16 protein-coding genes are annotated in these 19,757 nt (G+C 68.3%); all 16 read right to left on the bottom strand.

Annotated features, from left to right (window positions below; all coding sequences use genetic code 11):
- Positions 1-13: 13 nt before the first annotated feature.
- The 16 genes from WEG36_05445 to WEG36_05370 are packed head-to-tail and all read right to left on the bottom strand — an operon-like array spanning position 14 to position 19,606.
- Complete coding sequence (locus tag WEG36_05445) at positions 14-2,053, bottom strand: hypothetical protein (GenBank protein MEX1257044.1); 2,040 nt, start codon at positions 2,051-2,053, stop codon at positions 14-16.
- A gap of 25 nt (positions 2,054-2,078) precedes the next feature.
- Entirely contained in the window at positions 2,079-3,404 is a 1,326-nt protein-coding gene (locus WEG36_05440) for a peptidoglycan DD-metalloendopeptidase family protein (GenBank protein ID MEX1257043.1), read from the bottom strand.
- 40 nt (positions 3,405-3,444) lie between these two features.
- A complete protein-coding gene (ftsZ, locus tag WEG36_05435; protein MEX1257042.1) occupies positions 3,445-4,641 on the bottom strand; it encodes a cell division protein FtsZ in 1,197 nt (398 codons plus the stop codon).
- Between the two features lie 43 nt (positions 4,642-4,684).
- Positions 4,685-5,917: a cell division protein FtsA gene (gene ftsA / locus WEG36_05430; GenBank protein MEX1257041.1), complete on the bottom strand. Its 1,233-nt coding sequence runs from the start codon at positions 5,915-5,917 to the stop codon at positions 4,685-4,687.
- 2 nt (positions 5,918-5,919) lie between these two features.
- Entirely contained in the window at positions 5,920-6,663 is a 744-nt protein-coding gene (locus tag WEG36_05425; GenBank protein ID MEX1257040.1) for an FtsQ-type POTRA domain-containing protein, read from the bottom strand.
- Positions 6,656-8,089 (bottom strand): UDP-N-acetylmuramate--L-alanine ligase, encoded by a 1,434-nt coding sequence (gene murC, locus WEG36_05420; protein ID MEX1257039.1) that lies wholly within the window; start codon positions 8,087-8,089, stop codon positions 6,656-6,658. The genes WEG36_05425 and murC overlap by 8 nt, the downstream gene beginning before the upstream one ends.
- Positions 8,086-9,237 (bottom strand): undecaprenyldiphospho-muramoylpentapeptide beta-N-acetylglucosaminyltransferase, encoded by a 1,152-nt coding sequence (gene murG / locus WEG36_05415; GenBank protein ID MEX1257038.1) that lies wholly within the window; start codon positions 9,235-9,237, stop codon positions 8,086-8,088. The genes murC and murG overlap by 4 nt, the downstream gene beginning before the upstream one ends.
- On the bottom strand, positions 9,234-10,409 hold the full coding sequence (locus tag WEG36_05410) for a putative peptidoglycan glycosyltransferase FtsW (protein ID MEX1257037.1): 1,176 nt from the start codon (positions 10,407-10,409) through the stop codon (positions 9,234-9,236). Before WEG36_05410 ends, murG begins: the two co-directional genes overlap by 4 nt.
- Positions 10,406-11,881: a UDP-N-acetylmuramoyl-L-alanine--D-glutamate ligase gene (gene murD, locus WEG36_05405; protein ID MEX1257036.1), complete on the bottom strand. Its 1,476-nt coding sequence runs from the start codon at positions 11,879-11,881 to the stop codon at positions 10,406-10,408. The genes WEG36_05410 and murD overlap by 4 nt, the downstream gene beginning before the upstream one ends.
- On the bottom strand, positions 11,881-12,987 hold the full coding sequence (mraY, locus tag WEG36_05400; protein ID MEX1257035.1) for a phospho-N-acetylmuramoyl-pentapeptide-transferase: 1,107 nt from the start codon (positions 12,985-12,987) through the stop codon (positions 11,881-11,883). Before mraY ends, murD begins: the two co-directional genes overlap by 1 nt.
- Positions 12,988-14,385, bottom strand: coding sequence for a UDP-N-acetylmuramoyl-tripeptide--D-alanyl-D-alanine ligase (gene murF / locus WEG36_05395; protein ID MEX1257034.1), 1,398 nt, complete (start codon positions 14,383-14,385; stop codon positions 12,988-12,990).
- Positions 14,382-15,899, bottom strand: a complete 1,518-nt coding sequence (locus WEG36_05390; GenBank protein MEX1257033.1) for a UDP-N-acetylmuramoyl-L-alanyl-D-glutamate--2,6-diaminopimelate ligase — start codon at positions 15,897-15,899, stop codon at positions 14,382-14,384. The genes murF and WEG36_05390 overlap by 4 nt, the downstream gene beginning before the upstream one ends.
- The gene (locus tag WEG36_05385; protein MEX1257032.1) at positions 15,892-17,937 is read right to left on the bottom strand and encodes a penicillin-binding transpeptidase domain-containing protein; all 2,046 of its coding nucleotides are present in this window, start codon (positions 17,935-17,937) and stop codon (positions 15,892-15,894) included. Before WEG36_05385 ends, WEG36_05390 begins: the two co-directional genes overlap by 8 nt.
- Entirely contained in the window at positions 17,934-18,221 is a 288-nt protein-coding gene (locus WEG36_05380; protein MEX1257031.1) for a cell division protein FtsL, read from the bottom strand. The genes WEG36_05385 and WEG36_05380 overlap by 4 nt, the downstream gene beginning before the upstream one ends.
- Entirely contained in the window at positions 18,218-19,153 is a 936-nt protein-coding gene (rsmH, locus tag WEG36_05375) for a 16S rRNA (cytosine(1402)-N(4))-methyltransferase RsmH (protein ID MEX1257030.1), read from the bottom strand. Before rsmH ends, WEG36_05380 begins: the two co-directional genes overlap by 4 nt.
- Positions 19,154-19,165: 12 nt before the next feature.
- Positions 19,166-19,606 (bottom strand): cell division/cell wall cluster transcriptional repressor MraZ, encoded by a 441-nt coding sequence (locus tag WEG36_05370; GenBank protein ID MEX1257029.1) that lies wholly within the window; start codon positions 19,604-19,606, stop codon positions 19,166-19,168.
- Between the last annotated feature and the right edge of the window lie 151 nt (positions 19,607-19,757).

The raw sequence follows: 19,757 nt of genomic DNA, 5'->3' as shown, positions 1-19,757 counted from the left end.
TCGTGGTCTGGATCTACCGCAGCCCCACGGCGCGCCGTCCGATCCATTCCGCGCAGAGGAGGAGGAGAAGGAGAAGATAGGGGAATGGATGCGCCCGAAGGGGCCGTCCGCCCCCGCCTTCCCTCTCCCCCGCCCTGGTCGCGGCGGGAAGCTCCAGGCCGGCGACCTCCAGCGGCGGGCGCCGGAGCGATGGAGCCCACGCTTCGACTTCCACGACTCCGACGGCGGTCGGAAGGGCGTCCGGGGCGGCATCCGCTTCCCGAACCTCGTAGCGGTAGAGCCCTGGGGCCACGGCCGGTGTGGTGGCGACCCCGTCTTCGCCCGGGATGATGGGCCCCTCGAAAGCGGGCGCGTCGTCGGGACTCACCGGCGCGTCCCACCGCCCCGCCTGGTCTACATCGGTCGGGAGGAGAGAGAGGACGGACCCGGCGGCTTCCGGCGCGACATCCCAATCGAGCGGCTCCCCACGCGGGCTCGTGCGCTCCGCCGGGGCCACGAGGGTTCCCGCCACCGGATCGGTCGCGGAGAGAAGCCAATCCGCGACTCCCCCCCAGATCCCCCGGTAGACTTCCCGGGAAGCGCCCTCCCGGCTTGCCCATCGCCAGAGGCCGTCGGCGAGGATCACCGCTCGGCGTCCGGCCGGGGTCTCGCGAAAGAGGAGGACAGGGAGCGCATCCCCCACCTGGGCCCTGCGCGCCGTGAGCGCCACGGTTCCCGAAAACTCGCCGGTGACCGGGAGGAGGGATGCGAGGGGGGGGAGTCCCGCCAGCCGGACGCCGCTCAGGAACGGCGAGACGGGCGACGCGGCCATCTCGGGTTCGACGACCCACTCTCCTTCCCAGCGGTCGTCCACCCGGATTCCCACGAGCGCGGCGCCGACGGGATCGTCCGGGAGGTGGACCACCCTCGGATGGCTCCGCACGAGCGCGTCCAACCACCCCTCGATCGCCTCGGCACCTCCGTCCAGAACGAGGATGCGTGCGCGCGGGATTCTGTCGCGAAAAACGCCTTCCCCTACAATCTCCACTCCTTCGCTCCCCTCGGCGAGGGGGAGAAACCGTCCGTTCCCCAACAAGAGGTATCCGTCCCCCTCGAGCCCCGTGACGGCCTCCAGGAGGGGGAGGAGCACCCGGGGCTCCCAATCCGGACGGAGGGAGAGGAGGAGGATCCCCTGATCCTCGTCGCCGACGGTCACCCAGCCCGCCCGCTCATCGTCCACGGCGAAGACGTCGCCTCCGAGGCGCACGCGCGCGGTGTATCGCACGAGGGCGGCGCCCGAGGGTGGCGCAGGGAGGATGAAGTCCTCGCCTCGCTCTACACCGGTCTCCGGAACTGGAAGCCGCGCGACGTGGACGGCTTGGCCGTTGGCGGCGATCTCCAGGTCCAGGGAATCCCCGGGTAGCCCTCCCTCCGCGAAGATGGTCACCCGCCCTTCGACCTCCTCGTCCGCCGGAGCGTGTGGGGGGAGAGTGAGATCGCCGATGCCGGCGTTCCGCACCGCTCCTCCCAGACGCTCGAATCTGAGCGGGACCGGCGTCACTTCCGCGATTCGCCCGAGCTCCTCGGGCGGAATTCGGAAGGAGGAGAGAACGAGCACGGAATCCGCGCCGGATTCCCCCAACCGAATGATACCCTCGGCCATGTCGCCGGGGGGATGGTCCGGAGCTCGCAGCCGGAGAGAGGTCGTATCCATCCCCTCCGGGCCTCGGCCCCGCGGAGTGGCGAGAGCGAGACTCGATCCTCGCCGTACCTCCTCGACCGCGCGGCCGACCCCCTCCTCCCACAACGTCCTCTCGCCATCCGAGGCAACGATGAGGGAGAGGTCGGGATCCACCAGGACCCAGCTTCCCTCATCGGCACCATCCCGTGCGGGATCGGCTCCGGGGAGACGCAGGTCGAGGAGGAGAAGCACCACGACGACGATCGAGGTGATGCGGAGGGCGAGAAGAAGGGAACGCCCACGGACCGGGACCTCGTCCCGGAGATAAAAGAGGGCGGCCAGGAAAATCCCGGCCGCCCCAAACATCAGGATGGGAAGTGTGAGTCCCGTCACGCCCGGTCGGGGAAGGCGCCAGCCGTCACTGGCTCCCCCGATCCGACCCGATTCCCTCTTCCCCCTCCGTCTGCGCGATTCTCGATTCCGATCCCGAAGGGAGGGAGTTCAGAATCGCGTACCGCCCGGTGAGGTCCTCCGTCCAGCGCGTCCGCGCGTCGGCGGGAATGGGGTCCCCGGCGGGAATGTCGATATTCAGGGGGTCCACCGCCGATCCATTCCGGTGCATCTCGTAGTGGAGGTGGGGTCCGGTCGCTTGTCCCGTCATCCCGACGTATCCAATCACCTGGCCCTGCGAGACCCGCCCCCCCGCGCGAAGCCCCGACGCGTATCCGCTCAGGTGTGCATAACGGGTCATGAACCCGTTCGCGTGGCGAATCTCGATCGAATTCCCGTACCCGCCGTTTACCCCTCTGAGTGTGACTGTCCCATCCGCCGTAGCCATGACGGGCGTCCCGGACGCGGCCGCGTAGTCCACTCCTATGTGGGGGCGACTCACGCGGAGGATGGGGTGGAACCGATTCATCGAGAAGGTCGAAGAGATGCGGCGGTACTCGAGAGGGGCTCGAATGAAGGCGCGCCGGAGCGATTCGCCCGCGAGGTCGTAATAGCCGCCGACTTCGTCGCCATGCAGGTCGAACCAGATCGCGTGCAGGGGCGTCCCCGAGTTCACGATCTCGGCCGCGAGGATCCGGCCGCTCCGCATGCTTCCGTCGGGACGCACTTCCCTTTCGAAGGCGAGTCGATAGGAATCCCCATGTTGGATCTGGCGCGAGAAGTCGAGTTGCCACTGGAAGACCCGGTCCATGAGGTGGATCACCTCTGCCCGGTCGGCCCGTGGCATGACCTCGAGGTCCGGATTCAGGACGATCGCGCTCCAGAGGTCTCGTTCGATGATCGCCGCGACCGTGATCGTATCGGTCCAGACCGGCGTCTCGACCAGGGAGGAGCGCCACCCGTATCCGTCTCTCTCCAACCGAACGAGTTCGTCCTTGGACACGGCCACGTCCACGCCGCGCAGCGCCCCGGCCCCCCGGACGAAGCGGAGCACCACCTCGGTGCCGGTTCGGAGGCGCGCCGGGTTCGCGAGCTCCCGGAAGGCGAGGAGAACGCTCTGCTGTTCGTTCGCGGAGAGCGAGGAGCGCTCGAGGACCCCGCCGAAGGTTTGCCCCGAAGCGAGGACCTCGACCCGGATCTCTTCCGCGGAAGCCGCACGGAGCGGAGTCAGAAGGCCGGCGTCGGGGGTGGACGAAAAGACCGGGAGCACGGCGAGGGCACCGACTCCCAGGAATCCTCCCATCCCCATCAGTGCCACGATAGGTTCGCGCACCAGCCGCATGATTCGGTTCATTTGCGCTGCCGCCACCCCTCGGCCGGCAGCGGACCAGGCGTCAGTCCATTTGCCGGCGAATGAATGTGGGAATGTCCAGTTCGCCCAAGTAGCTTCTTTCGACCACGCGCTCCGGAGGCCGCTGGAAGGGAACCACCTCGCGCTGCGGCAATCCTCCGCCGACCGCGATCTTCCGCTCCTCCCGGACCGCCTCGACGGCCACCCGCCCCTCGTGGCGCGGCGCCGGAGACCGGCGAAAATCGGGGCGAATCACCTGCTCGTCCAGCCGATCCTCCGCCGATCCGAATCCCGTGGCGATCACCGTCACCCGAATCTTACCTTCCAACTCGGGATCGTGCACGGCCCCGAAGATAATCTCCGCCTCGTCACCGGCCTCTTCCTGGATAATCGTAGAGATCTGTGTGACCTCGTCAATAGCAAGATCCATTCCACCCGTGATATTGATGAGAACTCCGCGCGCTCCCTTGATCGAGACGTCGTCGAGGAGGGGCGACGATACGGCTTCTTGTGCCGCTTCTACGGCACGATTTTCCCCTTCCCCGAACCCGGAGCCCATGAGGGCCGGGCCCCGGCACGCCATGACCGTCCGGACGTCGGCGAAGTCTACGTTGACCTCTCCGGTAACCCGGATGAGGTCGGAAATCCCCTGGGTGGCGTGGAGGAGGACTTCGTCGGCCTTCTTGAGAGCGTCCTTGAAGGTGGTTCCCTTCCCGACCACGGAGAGAAGGCGGTCGTTCGGGACGACGATCATCGTATCCACGCATCGCTTGAGCTCGGCAAGCCCTTGCTCCGCTTGCCGCATCCGCTTCTTCCCTTCGAAGGCGAAGGGACGGGTCACGATTCCGATGGTGAGCGCACCCATTCCGCGGGCGATCTCGCCGATGATCGGTGCAGCTCCGGTCCCGGTACCGCCGCCCATCCCCGCCGTTACGAAGACGAGGTCAGCGCCCTCGAGCGCGCGTCGGATTTCCTCTTCGGACTCGGAAACGGCCTGACGACCGATCTCCGGACGCGCCCCCGCGCCCAGCCCGCGCGTGAGCTTCTTTCCGAGCTGAATCGTGATGTTGGCCCGCGAACCCTTGAGCGCCTGAGCGTCGGTGTTCGCGGAAATGAACTCGACCCCCTCGAGGTCTTCGTCCACCATCCGGTTGACGGCGTTTCCTCCCGCGCCGCCCACGCCTACCACCTTCATGTGGGCGTTGTTCCGGGTGGTTTCTTCGAATTCGAAGATCATCATCTGCTCCTCCCCTCGATGAGGGTTCATGGGATCCATGTCATGGTCAGAAAAATTCCCGGATCCAGGCCCCGATCCGGGTGACGACTCCAGAAGAGAGCGTCGAGACGCCCTCCCCCGTTTCGTGGAACCGGTCCGCTCCGAAAAGGCAGAGCCCGGTCACCGTGGCGAACCTCGGCCGCCCAACCGAGTCCGCCAGCCCCGACAATCCTTCGTCGGGGATCCCGATTCGAACTGGAGTGGCGAAAACCTGCCCGGCCATCTCCACGATCCCATGGAGAGCGGCGGTCCCTCCCGTGAGCACGATGCCCGCGCCCAGCCGATCCAGGAGTTCGATCCGCTCCAGTTCATCCTGCACCATTCCGAAGAGTTCGTCCAGTCGCTGCTCGACGATGTGTGCGATGAGCTCGCGCGCGACGTGGCGCTTCTGTCCCGGGCTCGGGCCGGGAAGCTCCACGGTCTCTTGCGGATCGACAAGCTGCGTGAAGGCGACGGCGAATTGCTCCTTCGCCTTCTGCGCTTCGGCGAAGGGAACCGACAACCCGCGTACCAGATCGTTCGTGACGGCGTCCCCCCCGATCCGGATGAGCCCGATGTGCCGGATCTTCCCCTCGTAATAGACGACGAGTTGAGTCCCCGCCGCGCCCACCTCCACCATCGCGACTCCCACTTCCTTCTCGTCCTCGGACAACACTGCACGCGCGGTCGCGAGCGGATCGAGGACGAGCGCCTGCACCCGGTAACCCGCACGGGAGACCGCCTTCCGGATGTTGGCGGAGACGGAAGCGGACCCGGTGACGAGGTAGACGTCGGCCTCGAGCCGAACGCCCGACATCCCGATCGGGTCTTTGATCCCGCGCTGGTGATCCACGAGGTACTCTTGCGGGAGCGCGTGGAAGAGTTCTCGGTCGGGAGGAAGCGCGACCGCCCGGGCCACTTCATGCACCCGCCTCAGGTCGTTCGCGGTGATCTCGTCTCCCGCCACCGCCACGACTCCAAGCGACGACTGCGACTGGACATGGTCGCCCCCGATTCCGGCCCAGACCCGGTCCACGGTGACGCCCGCCATCAGCTCGGCCTCCTCCATCGCGCGCTGGATCGTCTCCGTCGTCTCCTCGATGTGGGTGACGACCTCCCGCCGCACCCCGCTGGTGCGCGCCTGCCCCACTCCGAGAATCTTGAGCTCGGGGCGCCGGCGTCCGTCGCTCACCAGCTCGCCGATGACCGCGCACGTCTTGGTCGTCCCGATGTCGAGCCCCGTGATCAGATTGGCCCGCATGGTCAGCGCGCCCTCCCCGGCGAGAGACGCACCACGACCTGGTCCGCGAAGCGCAGGTCCACCGCGGCGGGGGTGCGTTCGGGGTGCCGCTCCCGTATGTCCGCGAGGACGGCGAGCCCCTCCTGAAGGCGGCGGGCCGTGAGCGGGATCCGGTAAACCAGGGTGACCCCCGACTCGAGCCTCACCATCACGTCGCCCCAGAGGTCGAAAGCGACGTCCGACAACGTCGCCGCGACCTTCGGATCCAGCCCTTCGATTGCCGAGAGCTCCGAAACGAGGGCGCGCAACTGGGTGGCGGTAAGGAGGGGGCCGTGCCCGGCCGGGTCGCGACGCGGATGCACGAGGGGGAGGTCCAGCCTGTGCGTGGCCGGGTCGATCGGGAGGAGCACCCCCTCCGCGTCGAGGGGAACGAGCGTCGGATTCGGGAAGAGCGCGACCGGCTCCCGCTCGGTGACATGTACGACGAGCCGGCCGGGGATCCTCCTCGTGATGCGGACCCCCGCGATGCCGGGGTGCGCGCGGAGCCGTGTCTCCGCGGCGTTCAGGTCATCCCAGAGGTTCGCCCCGTCGGGGATCGCCACCGCGTCGCGGACTTCGGCCGCATTCAGATACCGGTTCCCTTCCACGGCGACCTCGGAGACCTCGAACGCCTTGATGCCGGAGAGGACCTCTCGGAAACTCGGCGCGAAAACGGCGAGAGCCATCGCGAAGGTGACGACGAGGAGAAGCCGCATGCCTTTACGCATGCGCACTCCCGGCGTGAGCCGGGTGCAGGCGCTCCGCTAGCGCCGGACCCACCTTCTCGATCGAGCCGGCCCCGAGGGTGAGGCAGAGGTCGCCGGGGCGAAGCCACGCCGCGAGTGCCGCGGCGAGGTCGTCCAGGCGGGTGTGCAGAATGACCTCCCTCACTTTCCCGCCGTCGTCCGCGGCTCTCTCGACCTCCCGCGCCAGAAAGGCTCCGTCCACTCCCGGAATCGCCGGCTCCCGCGCAGGGTAGATCTCGGCCATCCAAACCACGTCCGCGGTCGCCAGGACACGAGCGAACTCCTGAGCGAAGTCGCGCGTCCGCGTGTAGAGGTGCGGCTGAAATACGGCGACGAGCCGGGAGTCGGGGAAAAACTGCCGCCCCGAGGCGATCGCGGCCGCAAGCTCCGTCGGATGATGCGCGTAGTCATCCACGACGGTGATTCCGCCGAACTCGCCGAGCCGATGGAAGCGGCGGGCGACCCCGGTGAAATCGGCGAGCGCGCTCCGGATCGCCTCCCAATCGGCCCCCATCGCACGCGCCGCGGCCGCCGCGCCGAGAGCGTTTTTTGCGTTGTGCGCGCCGGGGATGGGGACCGCGAGCGTGCCCCGGTTCCGCCCATCTTCGACGACGCGAAACCGGGTGAGCGAGGCCGAGGTTTCGAGGGCCTCGCCGCGGAACTGGCTCCCGGCCGCAAAGCCGAAGCTCCGACCCTCCACGGCGAGCCCCGCGAGGAGGCTCGAGGCGCCGGAATCGTCCGCGCACGCGAGCACGGTGCCGCCCTCCCGCACTCCATCGAGAAAGGTACGGAATCCGGCGCGGACTCCGTTGAAGTCGCCGTACACGTCGAGGTGATCCGGCTCCATGTTCGTGACAACCGCGACGGTGGGACGGAGGTGGTGGAAGGAGCGGTCGTATTCGTCCGCTTCGACGACGTAGAGTCGGTCGCTTCCGGGCCGGAGATGTCCGCCCCATGCCGTCACCCACCCGCCGACGAATCCGGTGGGTTCCTTCCCCGCCCGTGCGAGGATCTCGGTCGTCATCGCGGTGGTGGTCGTCTTCCCATGTGTCCCGGCGATCGCCACGACATCGCCCGCGTTCACCCATTCGCCGAGCGCCCGCGCCCTCTTGAGGACGGGAACGCCCCGCTCCCGGGCCCGGGCGAGTTCGGGGTGATCGGGCGGAATCGCGGCCGTCGTGACGAGCGCGGCAACCCCCTCCACATGCTCCGGACCATGCCCCTGGAAGACGGTCACACCGAGTTTCTTGAGCGGCTCGAGAGAACCCCCGGGCGCGGTGTCACATCCCGTTACGCGTCCCCCCTGCCGGACCATCGCTTCGGCCAAAGCGCACATCCCCGCCCCCCCGATCCCCATGAAATGGACGGTCCCCCCGCGCATGAGCTCCCGCACGCCGGTGCCGCTCACCGGGCCACCTCGGCAAGAGGAGAGGGGAGAAGCGCATCGAGCGCGCGCGCGATCTCATGCACGGCCTGCGGGCGTCCTCGCTCGCGGGCCGCCCGCGCCATCTTCTCCCGCCCTTCCGGATTCGAAAGGAGGCCCCGCACCGCGTCCCAAAGGATCGCGCCGGTCGTCTCCGACTGACGGAGATGGAGGGCGGCGCCGGCCTCGCGGAGCGCCTCGGCGTTCTGCCTCTGGTGGTCGGCGGCGGCGGTGGGTAGCGGGATCAGAATCGCGGGAATGCCCCAGGCCAGGAATTCGGATGTCGCCATCGCGCCCGCGCGGCTCACGGCGAGGTCCGTCGCGGCGAGCGCGAGCGGCATCTCGTCAATGTAACCGAGAGCATGGACCCAGGAAGGCGATCCGAGCGCCGCGAGCCCGGCCTGGATCCGCACGAAGTGCGTGGGTCCCGTCCCCCAAAGGATCTGCGTCTCCGGACCCCGCTCGATCCGCCCCTCTACGACCCCAGTCACCGATTCGAGGACCGAGGCATTCAGCGCCTCGGAACCCTGGCTCCCCCCCACGACGAGAACCACGGGAGCGCTCGGGTCGAGTCCGAAGGCACGCGCTGCGTCCTCCCTCTTGACCGGGACGGGGGGGCGCACCGGATTTCCGGAGATCCGCGCCTTCCCGCGGGAACTGCGGGGAAGGACGGCGACGGCCTCCGGGAAGGCGAGGTGGACCTCGCGCGCAAAGAGGGAGAGGACGCGGGTCGTGAGCCCGGGGACCGAGTTCTGCTCCTGGAGAACGAGGCGGGTCCGGGTCAGGATGGCGACGAGCCCGGCGGGTCCCCCCGCATATCCTCCGGTTACGACCACGAGGCGGGGCCGCAGCCGATGAAAGGTCTCGGCCACCTGCGCGAGGGCGGTCCCGAGGAAGCGGATCACTCGAAGATTCCCAAGGAGCGCGCCGCGGCGCGCCCCTTCCACGGGGACGAGAAGGTGCTCGACCCCGCGATCGGGAAGGACGCGAGCTTCCACGCCCCGCTGCGCGCCGATGAAAAAGGGGCGGACGTCGGGGCGGCGCTCCACGAGAGCTCCGGCGAGAGCGAGCGCCGGATACAGATGTCCACCGGTACCGCCGCCCGAAAAGATCGCAACGATGCGCTCCGTCATCCCGAGGTCCTCCCAGGATCCGCGCTTCCGCGCGCGATGGAAATGAGCATCCCCACGGCGGCCAGAATCACGAGGAGGTTCGACCTCCCGTACGACACGAGCGGGAGGGAGAGCCCCGTGGGCGGCAGGAGCCCGAGCCCGACGCCCATGTGCAGGAAGGCGTGCAGGGCGATCAGGCTCGTGAGCCCGATCGCGAGGAGCTCCCCGAAGGGGTCCCCGGCCCGCCGCGCGATCCGGAATCCGACCAGGACCAACGCGAGGTAGAGGACGAGGAGAAAGGCCACGCCGAGAAGCCCCCACTCTTCACCGATCATCGAGAAGATGAAGTCGTTGTGCGGTTCCGGAAGGAAGCCGAACTTCTGGCGCCCAGCCCCGAAGCCGACGCCCGCGATCCCGCCCGAGCCGAGCGCGATGAGAGATTGGTGGATCTGATAACCCGCGTTCGTCGCGTGGGCCTCCACGTCCCGGAAGGCGATGAGGCGCTCGAGCCGGAATCCGGATCCGAGTTGCGCCACCGCGAGCGGGAGGAGCCCGATCCCGAGCGCGACGAAGTGCCCGATGCGCGCCCCCGCCGCAAAAACGGTGATCGCCCCCGCCGCGCCGACGACAAAGGCGGTCGAGAGATCGGGCTGGAGGAGGATCGGCGCGATCGTGATGCCCCAGACGAGGAGAAAGGGGAAGAGTCCCTTCGTCAGGCTTCGGAACTGCCCGCTTTTCTTCACCGCGAGATGCGCCGTCCAGATGATGACGGCGAGCTTCGCGATCTCCGAGGGCTGGAAGGAAATTCCGAGCTCGAGCCAACGGCGAGCGCCGTTCGTCGGTGGGGCGATCGCTTGCGTCCAGGGAAGGACGAGGAGAAGGAGGCAGATCCAGGTCGCCACGAGGAGAGGCCAGGCGACGTGGCGCCACCAGCCGTGCGGAACCCGCGCGCACGCGACGAGGATGAAGAGCCCGACGGCCGCTCCCGCGGTCTGACGCAAGACGTAGAAGGTGTCGGCGAAGTCCTGCCTCTGCGCAAGAAAGGACGAGGCGGAATAGAGGTTCACGAGGCCGAAGCAGAGGAGGACGAGAGTGACCCCGGCGAGGACGGCCGGCTCCCACCCGCGCCCGATTCCGGTGTCCGGAAAGGAGGGCGGGACCAAGGAACCGAGGTCGGTCCGGAGCGGGGTCATCGCTCGCCGCCTTCGCGCGAAGATCCGAGCAAGCTCGCGAGCTCCGCGAACCGCCTCCCCCGCGCCTCGTAACCCTCGAATTCATCGAAGGAGGAGCAGGCGGGGGCGAGGAGCACCGCGTCCCCGGCCTCGGTGACCGATCCCGCGAGCGCGACGGCCTCTTCGAGTCCCCCCGCGACGTGAAGAAGTACGGGGGCCTTCCGCGACGAGCTCGCCTCCTTCTCTCCGAGTGCCTCCGCCAATTCTCTTCCGAGCCGCGCCGCCGCGGCCCCGTACATCACCACCGCGCGTGACTTGCCGGACAGCGCCCGCCCGAGTGGGCGGAAGTCCTCGCCTTTGTCCTTTCCCCCGAGGAGGAGGACGAGAGGGCGTTCCATGCTCCGGATCGCGCTGAGCGAGGCGGCGACGTTCGTCGCCTTCGAGTCGTTCACCCAGAGGACGCCCCCCCCGTCGAGGACCGGCTCCAGCCGGTGCGGGAGAGGCCGGAACGACCGGAGCCCCTTCCGGATTCCCTCCGGGTCGGCCCCGGCGAGACGCGCCGCGAGGGAAGCGGCGAGGGCATTCATGACGTTGTGTCGCCCCAGGAGCTGGAGCTCCCCACGAGGGAGGAGGGGCGCCTCGTCCCCACCCTCCTCACCCCTCGATCCACCCACGGCAAGCGTGAGGACCCCGTCCCGCACGTAAGCCGACGGCGACGGCTTTCCTCGCGATCCATTCGTCCCGGCCCGCTCGTTCCCGGGCGAAGCCCAGGTGAAAAGATGCCGCACGCCGGCCGCGCTGCCGGGAAGCGCCAGGGTCGCGGGGTCGTCCCCGTTCAGCACCCAGAGGCTCGACTCTTTCGCGTTCCGGAAGAGAAGCGCCTTGTCCGCGAAATACGTCGTCGTGTCCGGGTAACGATCCAGATGGTCCGGCGCGAGGTTCGTCACCACGCCGATCTCCGGCGCAAAGCTCAGGGTGTCCGCGAGCTGGAAGGAGCTCATCTCGAGGACGTACCACGCCGGAGGCGGATCGAGCAGCGCCAGATCCGAAGCCGGTGGCGCGAGCGACCCTCCGACATTCCCCCCGAGCGCAGCCGTGATTCCCGAGCTCTCGAGGAGGTGCGCCGTCAGTGAGGAGGTCGTCGTTTTCCCATTCGTGCCCGTGATGGCGATCAGTGAACCCGAGTAGAACCGAACGGCAAACTCGGGTTCGGAGATCCATCGGACGCCCCTCGACCGGAGAGCCGCGAGCACAGGAGTGTCCGGGGCGATTCCTGGGGATACCACCACCAGGCGGGACGCTTGGATCCGGTCGAGGTCGTGGGATCCCAGCTGGACTTCGGCTCCCAGGAGTTCGAGCTCACGTCCACGAGCTGCAACGCGAGGGTTGGTCGAGACGTCCGAGACATAGACGGTTTCTCCTTTCGTGAGGGCCAGGCGCGCGGCGGAGATTCCGCTCGCTCCCAGGCCGATGATCGAAACCGAGGCTCCCATCAGCGGATCTTCAGCGTGCTGAAGGCGACGAGGGCGCAGAGGATTCCCAGGATCCAGAAGCGGACCACCACCTTCGTTTCCGACCATCCTGCTTTTTCGAAGTGGTGGTGTACCGGAGCCATGAGAAAAAGCCGCTTCCCTTCCCCCGTGCGGCGGCGGGTGTACTTGAACCAGCCCATCTGCAGCATGACCGAGAGCGCTTCGGCGACGAAGACGCCGCCCACGATCGCGAGGAGGAACTCGGCCTTGAGCAGAATGGCGAGGACGGCGAGCGCTCCCCCGAGGGCGAGCGACCCCGTGTCGCCCATGAAGACCTCGGCGGGGTGGGCGTTGAACCAGAGGAATCCCACCGCGCCACCGGCGAGCGCGGCCGCGAAGACGGCGAGTTCCCCCGAGCCGGGAAGGTAAAAGAGCCCGAGGTAGGCGGAGGTATCCACGCGGCCGATCAGGTAGGCGAAGATCCCGAAGGTCGCGAGCGCGACCGCCCCCAGCCCCGCGGCGAGCCCATCGAGCCCGTCGGTGAAGTTCACCGCATTCGCCGACCCGGAGATGATGAAAGAGACGAAGGCCACGTAGGCCGGAGGCCAGAAGGCCGCGGCCCACCCGTCGAAGAACGGAACCATCGTCCAGGTCGGCTGGACGGGCGAGATCGGGTGGAAGAGGAGGAAGAGCCCGAGGGCGATCCCGAAGGAGAACTGCCCCACGAGCTTGTAGAACGCGATCAGCCCCTTCGGGTGGTTTCGCACCACCTTCAGGTAGTCGTCCATGAAGCCGATCGCCCCCATCCAGAGGAGCGTGAGGAAAGCGAGGACGACGTACCAGTTCGTGAGCTGCGCCCAGAGAAGGGTGGAGATCGCGGCCGATCCGACGATCAGGCTCCCGCCCATGGTGGGCGTCCCGGCTTTCTTCAGATGGGTTTCGGGGCCTTCGGTCCGAACCACCTGGCCCACGCGAAGCTCGCGCAGCCACCGGATCGTTCTCGGTCCCGCCAGAAAGGCGATGACGAATGACGTCACGACCGCGCCTGCGGACCGGAACGTCAGGTAGTTGAAGACGTTGAAGATGATGTGGAAGTCCGCGAAGCGCGGGAGGAAGTGATAGAACATTCAGCCTTCTCCCCCGAAGTCCGCCTCGAAGCGGTCGAGGAGTCCCTCCATCGCCACGCCGCGCGATGCCTTCAAGAGGACCGTCTCGGATCCGGTGAGGCGCGGAAGGAGCGCGGCGTATCCCTCCTCGATCGTCTCGGCCGCCAGGAGCGCGGGGTGCTCGGAACCACGCCCACGGGAGAGCACCCGCGCAGGATCCGCGAACGCGCCGGAGGCGACGATGAGGTCCAGAGGGAGAGCGAGGGCCCGTTCCAGCACGGCGCGGTGAAGGCGACCTGTCTCTTCACCCAGCTCGAGCATGGTCCCCAGGAAGGCGATCCGCCCCCTCGCGCCCGGGAGTTCGGCCAGGAGGTCGAGCGCGGCCGCGACGGACTGCGGATTCGCGTTGTAACAATCCAGGAGGAGGGTCAGGCCTCCGACGCGCCGCACTTCGCCTCGGAGCGACCCCGCCCGCACTTCCGACGCCCCACGGACGGCGGCGTCGAGCCTCGCGCCGAGGGAGCGGGCCATGACGAGGGCCAGGAGGAAGTTCCGCGCCCCATGCCGTCCCGGAACGGGCGCGGTGATCTCGCGGTCCCAGAGTCGGAAGCGGAAGCGCCCCTCTTCGTCCGGCTCGGCGTGGAGCTCCGCGCGCAGCTCCGCGTCGGCGAGGGACGTGAATCCGGCGACCTGCACGTCCGGCCTCATCGCCCGCGCCTCGCGAGGAAGCTCTTCGGGGACATCCCCCACGACGATGGGCCCGCCGGTGCGTGTTCCCCGGGTCAGATCCAATTTCTCCCGCAGGACTCCCTGGAAGGAACCGAGCCCTTCGAGATGAGCCTCGCTGACCGTGGTCACCACTGAGGCGTCAGGCTCGCTGACCGTGGTCAGGATCGCAATCTCCCCCGGTTCACTCGTCCCCATCTCGAGGACCAGGATCTCCGTGGTTTCGGGCGTCCCGAGCAAGGTCAGGGGAACGCCCACCCGATTGTTCAGATTCCCCCGTGTGGCGTGGACTCGGTACGATGGGGCGAGAGCCGCGGCGAGGAAATTTTTCACGGTCGTTTTTCCCGCCGACCCGGTGACCCCCACCACTCGCGCCGGAAGAGCCCGCCGACGGTACCGCGCCAGGGCGCCGAGCGCCGTGAGCGTGTCGTCCACCCGGTACAACGTGAGCGCGGAGTCCGGCTCGACCGAGCGTGAGACGATCGCGCCCCGCGCTCCCCGGGCCACTGCCTCGCCCACGAAGTCGTGGCCGTCGAAACGCTCACCGGTGAGCGCGACGAAGAGTTGCCCGGTCGAAACCGAGCGAGTGTCGGTCGAGACACCGGTGAAGGCGAGCCGCGGATCGGCACCCGCTTCCCCGATCCCGAGTGCATCGCGCACCCGGGCATCCGTCCAAGTGAAGCCGTGGGTCAAGCGGCCCTCCCGTCGTCCAGGAGCTCACGGACGATTTTCCGCTCGTCGAAGGGGCGCTTCTCCGTCCCGATGACCTGGTAGGTCTCGTGTCCTTTCCCGGCGAGGAGGATCGCATCCCCCGGCTCGGCGACTTCGAGCGCCCGCGCGATCGCCTTCCGTCGGTCGGTGATCCGCTCGTAAGTCGCCCCGACCATCCCGGCAAGAATCTCCGCGATGATCGCTTCGGGGTCCTCGGTGCGCGGATTGTCGGAGGTGACGATGAGCACGTCGGCGCCGGCGACCGCGACTTTCCCCATCTCCGGGCGCTTCGCGCGGTCCCGGTCTCCCCCGGCGCCGAAGACGAGGATGAGCCGCCCCGGGTAAAGGGGACGGAGCGTTTCGAGCACGCGGCGGAGCGCGTCCGGGGTGTGTGCGTAGTCGAGGATGACGGGAACCGGCTCGCGCACCGTCACTTCGAGGCGCCCGAGGGGTGGCGGTGCGTCCGCCAGCGCCGCGGCTCCCTCGTCGAGACTGACACCCATGAGAAGTCCCGCCCCGAGGGCGGCGACTGCATTCTCGATGTTGAATCGACCGAGGAGGGGAAGGGACACCGCTGCATCGTCTTCACCCCACCGCACCCGAAAGCGGCTCCCTTCCCCCGTCAGATCCACGTTCTCGGCCACCAGATCGGGGAGGCGCTCACCCTCGCACGGGGGCACCCCCGCCACCTCATCCCCCTCGATCCGTCCGATCAGAAGTCGTTCCTTCACCGGAGGAAGTCCGGACCAGGCCGGATCTCCCCCGTTCACCACGACGCCCCCGCCTGCACGAACCAGGAGGAGAAGCCGGGCCTTCGCATCCCGGTACGCCGCGAAGCTCTTGTGATAGTCGAGGTGATCGCGCGTAAGGTTCGTGAAGACGGCCGCCTCCACCTCGAGCCCATCGAGCCGCCGCTGATCGAGCGCGTGGGAAGAGGCCTCCATTGTGACCGTGGTCATCCCTTTTTCGACCAACCATTCGAGGGCGTTCGCCAGCTGCACGGGGCCAGGGGTCGTGAGCCCGCCCGAACCCGGGACGACCTCTCCGTCCGGGCCCACGGTGCCGAGTGTCCCCATCGCGGCCGCCGGTCCGAGCGTACCGAGGAGATGACGCGCCAGGAGCGCCGTCGTCGTTTTTCCGTTTGTCCCCGTCACGGCGGCGACGCGGAGGTGACGAGTCGGCTCACCCGCCAGGAGGTGGGCCAGGATGGCGGCGGCCCGACGCCCGTCGTTCACCCGGATCTGCGGGATCGGCGCCTCGACGAAGCGCTCGACGACAGCCGCCGCCGCGCGGCGTTCGGCAGCCTCCGCCACGAAGTCGTGTGCGTCCGTTGCCGTCCCTTTCCAGGCCAGGAAGAGCTCGCCCTCTCCGATTCGCCCCGATTCCTGTGCCGCGGCGGCGACCGCCAGTTTTCCCGGTCCCTGAAGCTCGGCCTCGAGTCCGGCCCCCTTCAGGGCCTCGACCAGCCGATCGAGCGTCAGGGGCGACCTAATCATCGGCGCCCCTCGTGACTTTGGGAGGTCCGGGTGCGACGACGGGAAGGAGCCGGATCGTGTCCCCGAGAAGAACGAGTGTCCCGGGAGAGGGGACGGTTCCGGTCACGGTTCCGGCCGACTCCCAGATCACCGAGAGCCCCATCGAGTGGAGCCGCCTTGCCGCCGCGCGGGGAGAGAGCTCCCGCACGTCGGGCACCGAGATCCGCCCGTTGACCACGGGTGGGGGCGAGGGCGCAACCTCGACGGGCTCGGCCAACGCGGCGGCGACCACGGGCACCGAGGACCGTGGAAGGCGTTGCGCCGCGGCGATCGCTGCGAGCGCCTCGCGGTCGAGGGGCGGACGGCGTGCCGCGAGGATGGCCTCCATGGTGGCGCGGGTCACCGGCGCCGCCGTCGCTCCGCCGTAATAGGCCCCCTGTGGACGCTCCAGCTTCACGTAGATGACGAGCTGGGGTTGTTCGGCCGGGAAAAACCCGACGAAGGAGGCCACGTAAGCTCCCTCTTCGTACCCACCCGCTCCGTAAGCGCGCGCCGTTCCACTTTTCCCGGCAACCGCGAAGGACGCGAGGCGCGCCTGGGTGCCTGTTCCCGTCTCCACGGCACCCACGAGGGTCGCTGTGATCTCCTCCGCGATCTCCTCCGAAAGCACACGTCGAACGGGCTCCGGGTCGAAGCGCTGGATCACGCGCCCCGACTCGTCACGGATTTCCAGCACGAGTCGGGGCTCCATGAGGACCCCGCCATTCGCGATCGCGCCGTACGCCATCGCCATCTGGATCGGGGTCACGTTGATCTCGTAGCCGATCGCGAGCGACGCCGCCGACTGGGAGGACCAGGAGGACGGACGCCGGAGGACCCCGCTCGCCTCGCCGGGAAGTGCGATCCCGGTCGGCACACCGAAACCGAAGTCGCGGAGGCCTTCGAATTGCTCGTTTGGATCGAGACTCTGCGCGAACTTGGCGATCCCCACGTTGGACGAGACTTGGAGTGCCCGCGCGAGCGTCAGCATTCCACCGACAGGCGCGACATCCTGGATGGTGCGGCGGTTGATCACCCAGGATCCCATTCCGGTGTCCACGGAGTCCGCCAGCTCGGCCCGCCCCTCGCGGAGGAGGGTCGCCACTGTGAAGGGCTTGAGGGTCGAACCCGGCTCGTACGGGGTGTTGATCCCCGCCAGGCCGGTCTCTCCGTCGCGGAGCGAAGCGAGCGCCAGGATCTCTCCCGTCCATGGCTCGGTGACGATGAGATCGCCGCCCCGCGCGCCCGTGTTCTCAACGGCTTCGAGGAGCGCCTCGTGCGCGATCTCCTGGAGCGCGGTGTCGAGGGTGAGAACGACCGTGCCCCCCGCCGCGGGAGCGCGCGTGACCCAGGTTTCTCCGGGGATCGCCCGCCCCTCGGAATCCCGCGCGACGATCTCGGTCCCCGGGGTCCCCTCGAGCAGGTCCCCGAATTCTTGCTCGATTCCTCCCGTCCCGACCCCGTCCACGACGCCGCCCAGAACCCCTTTGAAGAGATCGTCGTGCGGATAGGCGCGGCGCAGCTCCCGCTCGATGTAGATCCCCCGCGCTCCGGAGAGCGCATCCCGCACCGCCGGGGGAAAACGTCCGGGAATGGTAACCCAGCGACGGGAATCGTTGGTGTAACGGCGAGCCTGTGCGGGAGAGAGGTCGAGCGCCGCGGCCAGGAGCTCTGCGGCTTGTCCTCGGTCGGTCAATTCGTGCGGCGCGAGCGCCACTCGGAAGGTCTCGTGCGACAGTGCGAGGTAGAGTCCCTCGCGGTCGAAAATCGCTCCGCGGGGAGCCGCGACCTCGCCCAACATCTGGTGCTGGCGTTCCGCTTCCTCGCGCCATTCCGTGCCCTCGAGTACCTGGAGCTCGACGGCACGCGCGAAAAGGAGCGCTCCACCGAAGACCCAGGCTCCGAGGAGAATCCTCCGCCGCCATTCGAGCGTGCGCTCTGAGGGGAAACCGTTCCCGGTCGGAGCAGCCCGTTTTCGGTTGGTCGAGCGCTGCGGCTTCGTCGAAGAGCGGCGCGTCATGGCTCGGTCCCCGAGAGGAGAACGATCTCTCCGGACGCGTCGTTCGGCCGACGCATGCCGAGGCGCTCGCTCGCGGTGCGTAGGACCCTTCCCCGGCTCTCGAGAGCCTGGATCCGCGTCTCGAGGTCGGTCCGCTCCGCCTCGAGAAGCGAGATCTCCCGACGGAGACCGTCGAGTTCCGCCAGCTCTTCAAGCGCCCGAGCCTGACGCCAGGTCACGAGGCTGAGCGAGGCGAGGAGGAGCGCCGCGGCCAGCGCCACGAGAAGGGGGTTCGCGGATCTCATGCCGCCTTCCTCCAGGCCCTCAGCCGCGCACTTCGTGCGCGAGGGTTCGCCTCGACTTCGTCTTCGTCGGGGCGGACGACGCGGCGGGTGATGAGAGTCCCGGACGCCTTCCCCCCGCAGAGGCAAACGGGGAGCTTGGGGGGACAGACGCAGCCCTGGCTCCAGGACTGGAAGGCCTGCTTTACCCGCCGGTCCTCCAGAGAGTGGTAGGAGATCACGGCCAGAATCCCGCCCGGGCACAGCGCCTCCTTGAGGGCGGGGAGCGCGGCCTCGAGGACCTCGATCTCCCTGTTCACCTCGAGTCGCAGGCTCATGAAGCAACGAGCCTTCTCTTTGATCGTGGGCGGCCGCCGAAAGGCCTTCTCCATCGCTTCGATGAAGTCAGCCGCGACGCGAAAGGGGCGGTCGCCCCGAAGTAGAGTTACGGCCTTCGCGAGCCGTCGCGCCTGGGGCTCCTCCCCGTATTCACGGAAAATCCGCCGGAGCTCCTCCTCCTCCCACCCGTTCAGGACGTCGGCAGCCGTCGGCCCGGCGCCTTTCGCGCCCGTCATTCTCATGTCGAGTGGAGCCTCGGGCCGAAAGGTGAATCCCCGCGCGTCGCGATCGAGCTGGTGTGCGCTCACTCCCAGGTCGAGCAGGGCCCCCGCCAGCTTCGGCCCCTCGTCGGCCGCGGAGCGGGCCGCCTCCTCGAACCCTCCCTCAAAGAATCGAACCCGCCCCTCGTGGCGCCCCACGTTCACTCGCGCCGCCGCCAGCGCCTCGGGGTCCCGATCCACCGCGAGGATCCGGCACTCCGGATATCGCTCGAGAAGCGCGAGGGTGTGGCCGCCGCCCCCAGCGGTTCCGTCCATGATCTCCCCGCGCCCCGCGGGCTCCATCAGATTGACGACCTCCCGGACCAACACCGGCTGATGGTGGAAGTCTTTCGCCAAGAGCCTCCCCGGTCAGCCGAAGATCCGGTGCATCTCCGCCGCCCGCTCCGCATCCTCCGGCACTTCGTCGGGGTGCCGGTCCAGGAACGTCTTTGGATCCCAGACCTCGATCCGGTCCATCGCACCGATGAGGAGAACCGCCCCCTTCAGCCCAGCGCGCTCTTTCAGCCACCCGGGAATCAGGATGCGCCCCTGCTTGTCGGGCTCCACTTCGGTCGCCCGCGAGGTCACGTCGCGGAGCACTTGCGACAGATCGGCACGGGTACGGCGCAGTTCGAGGAGCCGCTCCTTGACCTCGCCCCACACCTCTTCTGGAAAGAGGGTGAGGTGGGTGCGCTCCCACTGGAGGAGAACGAAGCGGGTGCCCTGGGCCTTGTGGCGATAATCGGCCGGCAGGCTCACCCGCCCTTTCTGATCCAGCTGGTATTCAAACCGCCCGAGAAACCCCGTCACGCTCCCCCTTGAGTGGGTGCAAGTGGGTTAGAGTGGTAAGTTGTGGCAACGACTGGGACAACTTAGGGAGTGGTCCCATGGGGGTCAAGAGTCTTGTCGGAAGCGGGATTTCGGGGGGTCACCAGGGGGGGAAATCGAAGGGGGGGGGGGG

The sequence above is a fragment of the Gemmatimonadota bacterium genome, assembly GCA_040882465.1.
Taxonomy (GTDB): Bacteria; Gemmatimonadota; Gemmatimonadetes; order Longimicrobiales; family Gaopeijiaceae; genus JBBEBG01.
The sequence above is the reverse complement of the archived record's forward strand: the minus strand, read 5'-3'. Positions and strand labels throughout refer to the sequence as shown.

Bases quoted from the DNA above. Each gene is read 5' to 3' on its own strand.
- mraY (MEX1257035.1), bottom strand. From the start codon at position 12,987: ATGTTCTATCACTTCCTCCCGCGCTTCGCGGACTTCCACATCATCTTC.
- ftsA (MEX1257041.1), bottom strand. From the start codon at position 5,917: ATGCGGGCCAATCTGATCACGGGGCTCGACATCGGGACGACCAAGACG.
- WEG36_05390 (MEX1257033.1), bottom strand. From the start codon at position 15,899: ATGATTAGGTCGCCCCTGACGCTCGATCGGCTGGTCGAGGCCCTGAAG.
- WEG36_05380 (MEX1257031.1), bottom strand. From the start codon at position 18,221: ATGAGATCCGCGAACCCCCTTCTCGTGGCGCTGGCCGCGGCGCTCCTC.
- WEG36_05385 (MEX1257032.1), bottom strand. From the start codon at position 17,937: ATGACGCGCCGCTCTTCGACGAAGCCGCAGCGCTCGACCAACCGAAAA.
- WEG36_05440 (MEX1257043.1), bottom strand. From the start codon at position 3,404: ATGAACCGAATCATGCGGCTGGTGCGCGAACCTATCGTGGCACTGATG.
- murD (MEX1257036.1), bottom strand. From the start codon at position 11,881: ATGGGAGCCTCGGTTTCGATCATCGGCCTGGGAGCGAGCGGAATCTCC.
- murG (MEX1257038.1), bottom strand. From the start codon at position 9,237: ATGACGGAGCGCATCGTTGCGATCTTTTCGGGCGGCGGTACCGGTGGA.
- ftsZ (MEX1257042.1), bottom strand. From the start codon at position 4,641: ATGATGATCTTCGAATTCGAAGAAACCACCCGGAACAACGCCCACATG.
- WEG36_05425 (MEX1257040.1), bottom strand. From the start codon at position 6,663: ATGCGTAAAGGCATGCGGCTTCTCCTCGTCGTCACCTTCGCGATGGCT.
- WEG36_05410 (MEX1257037.1), bottom strand. From the start codon at position 10,409: ATGACCCCGCTCCGGACCGACCTCGGTTCCTTGGTCCCGCCCTCCTTT.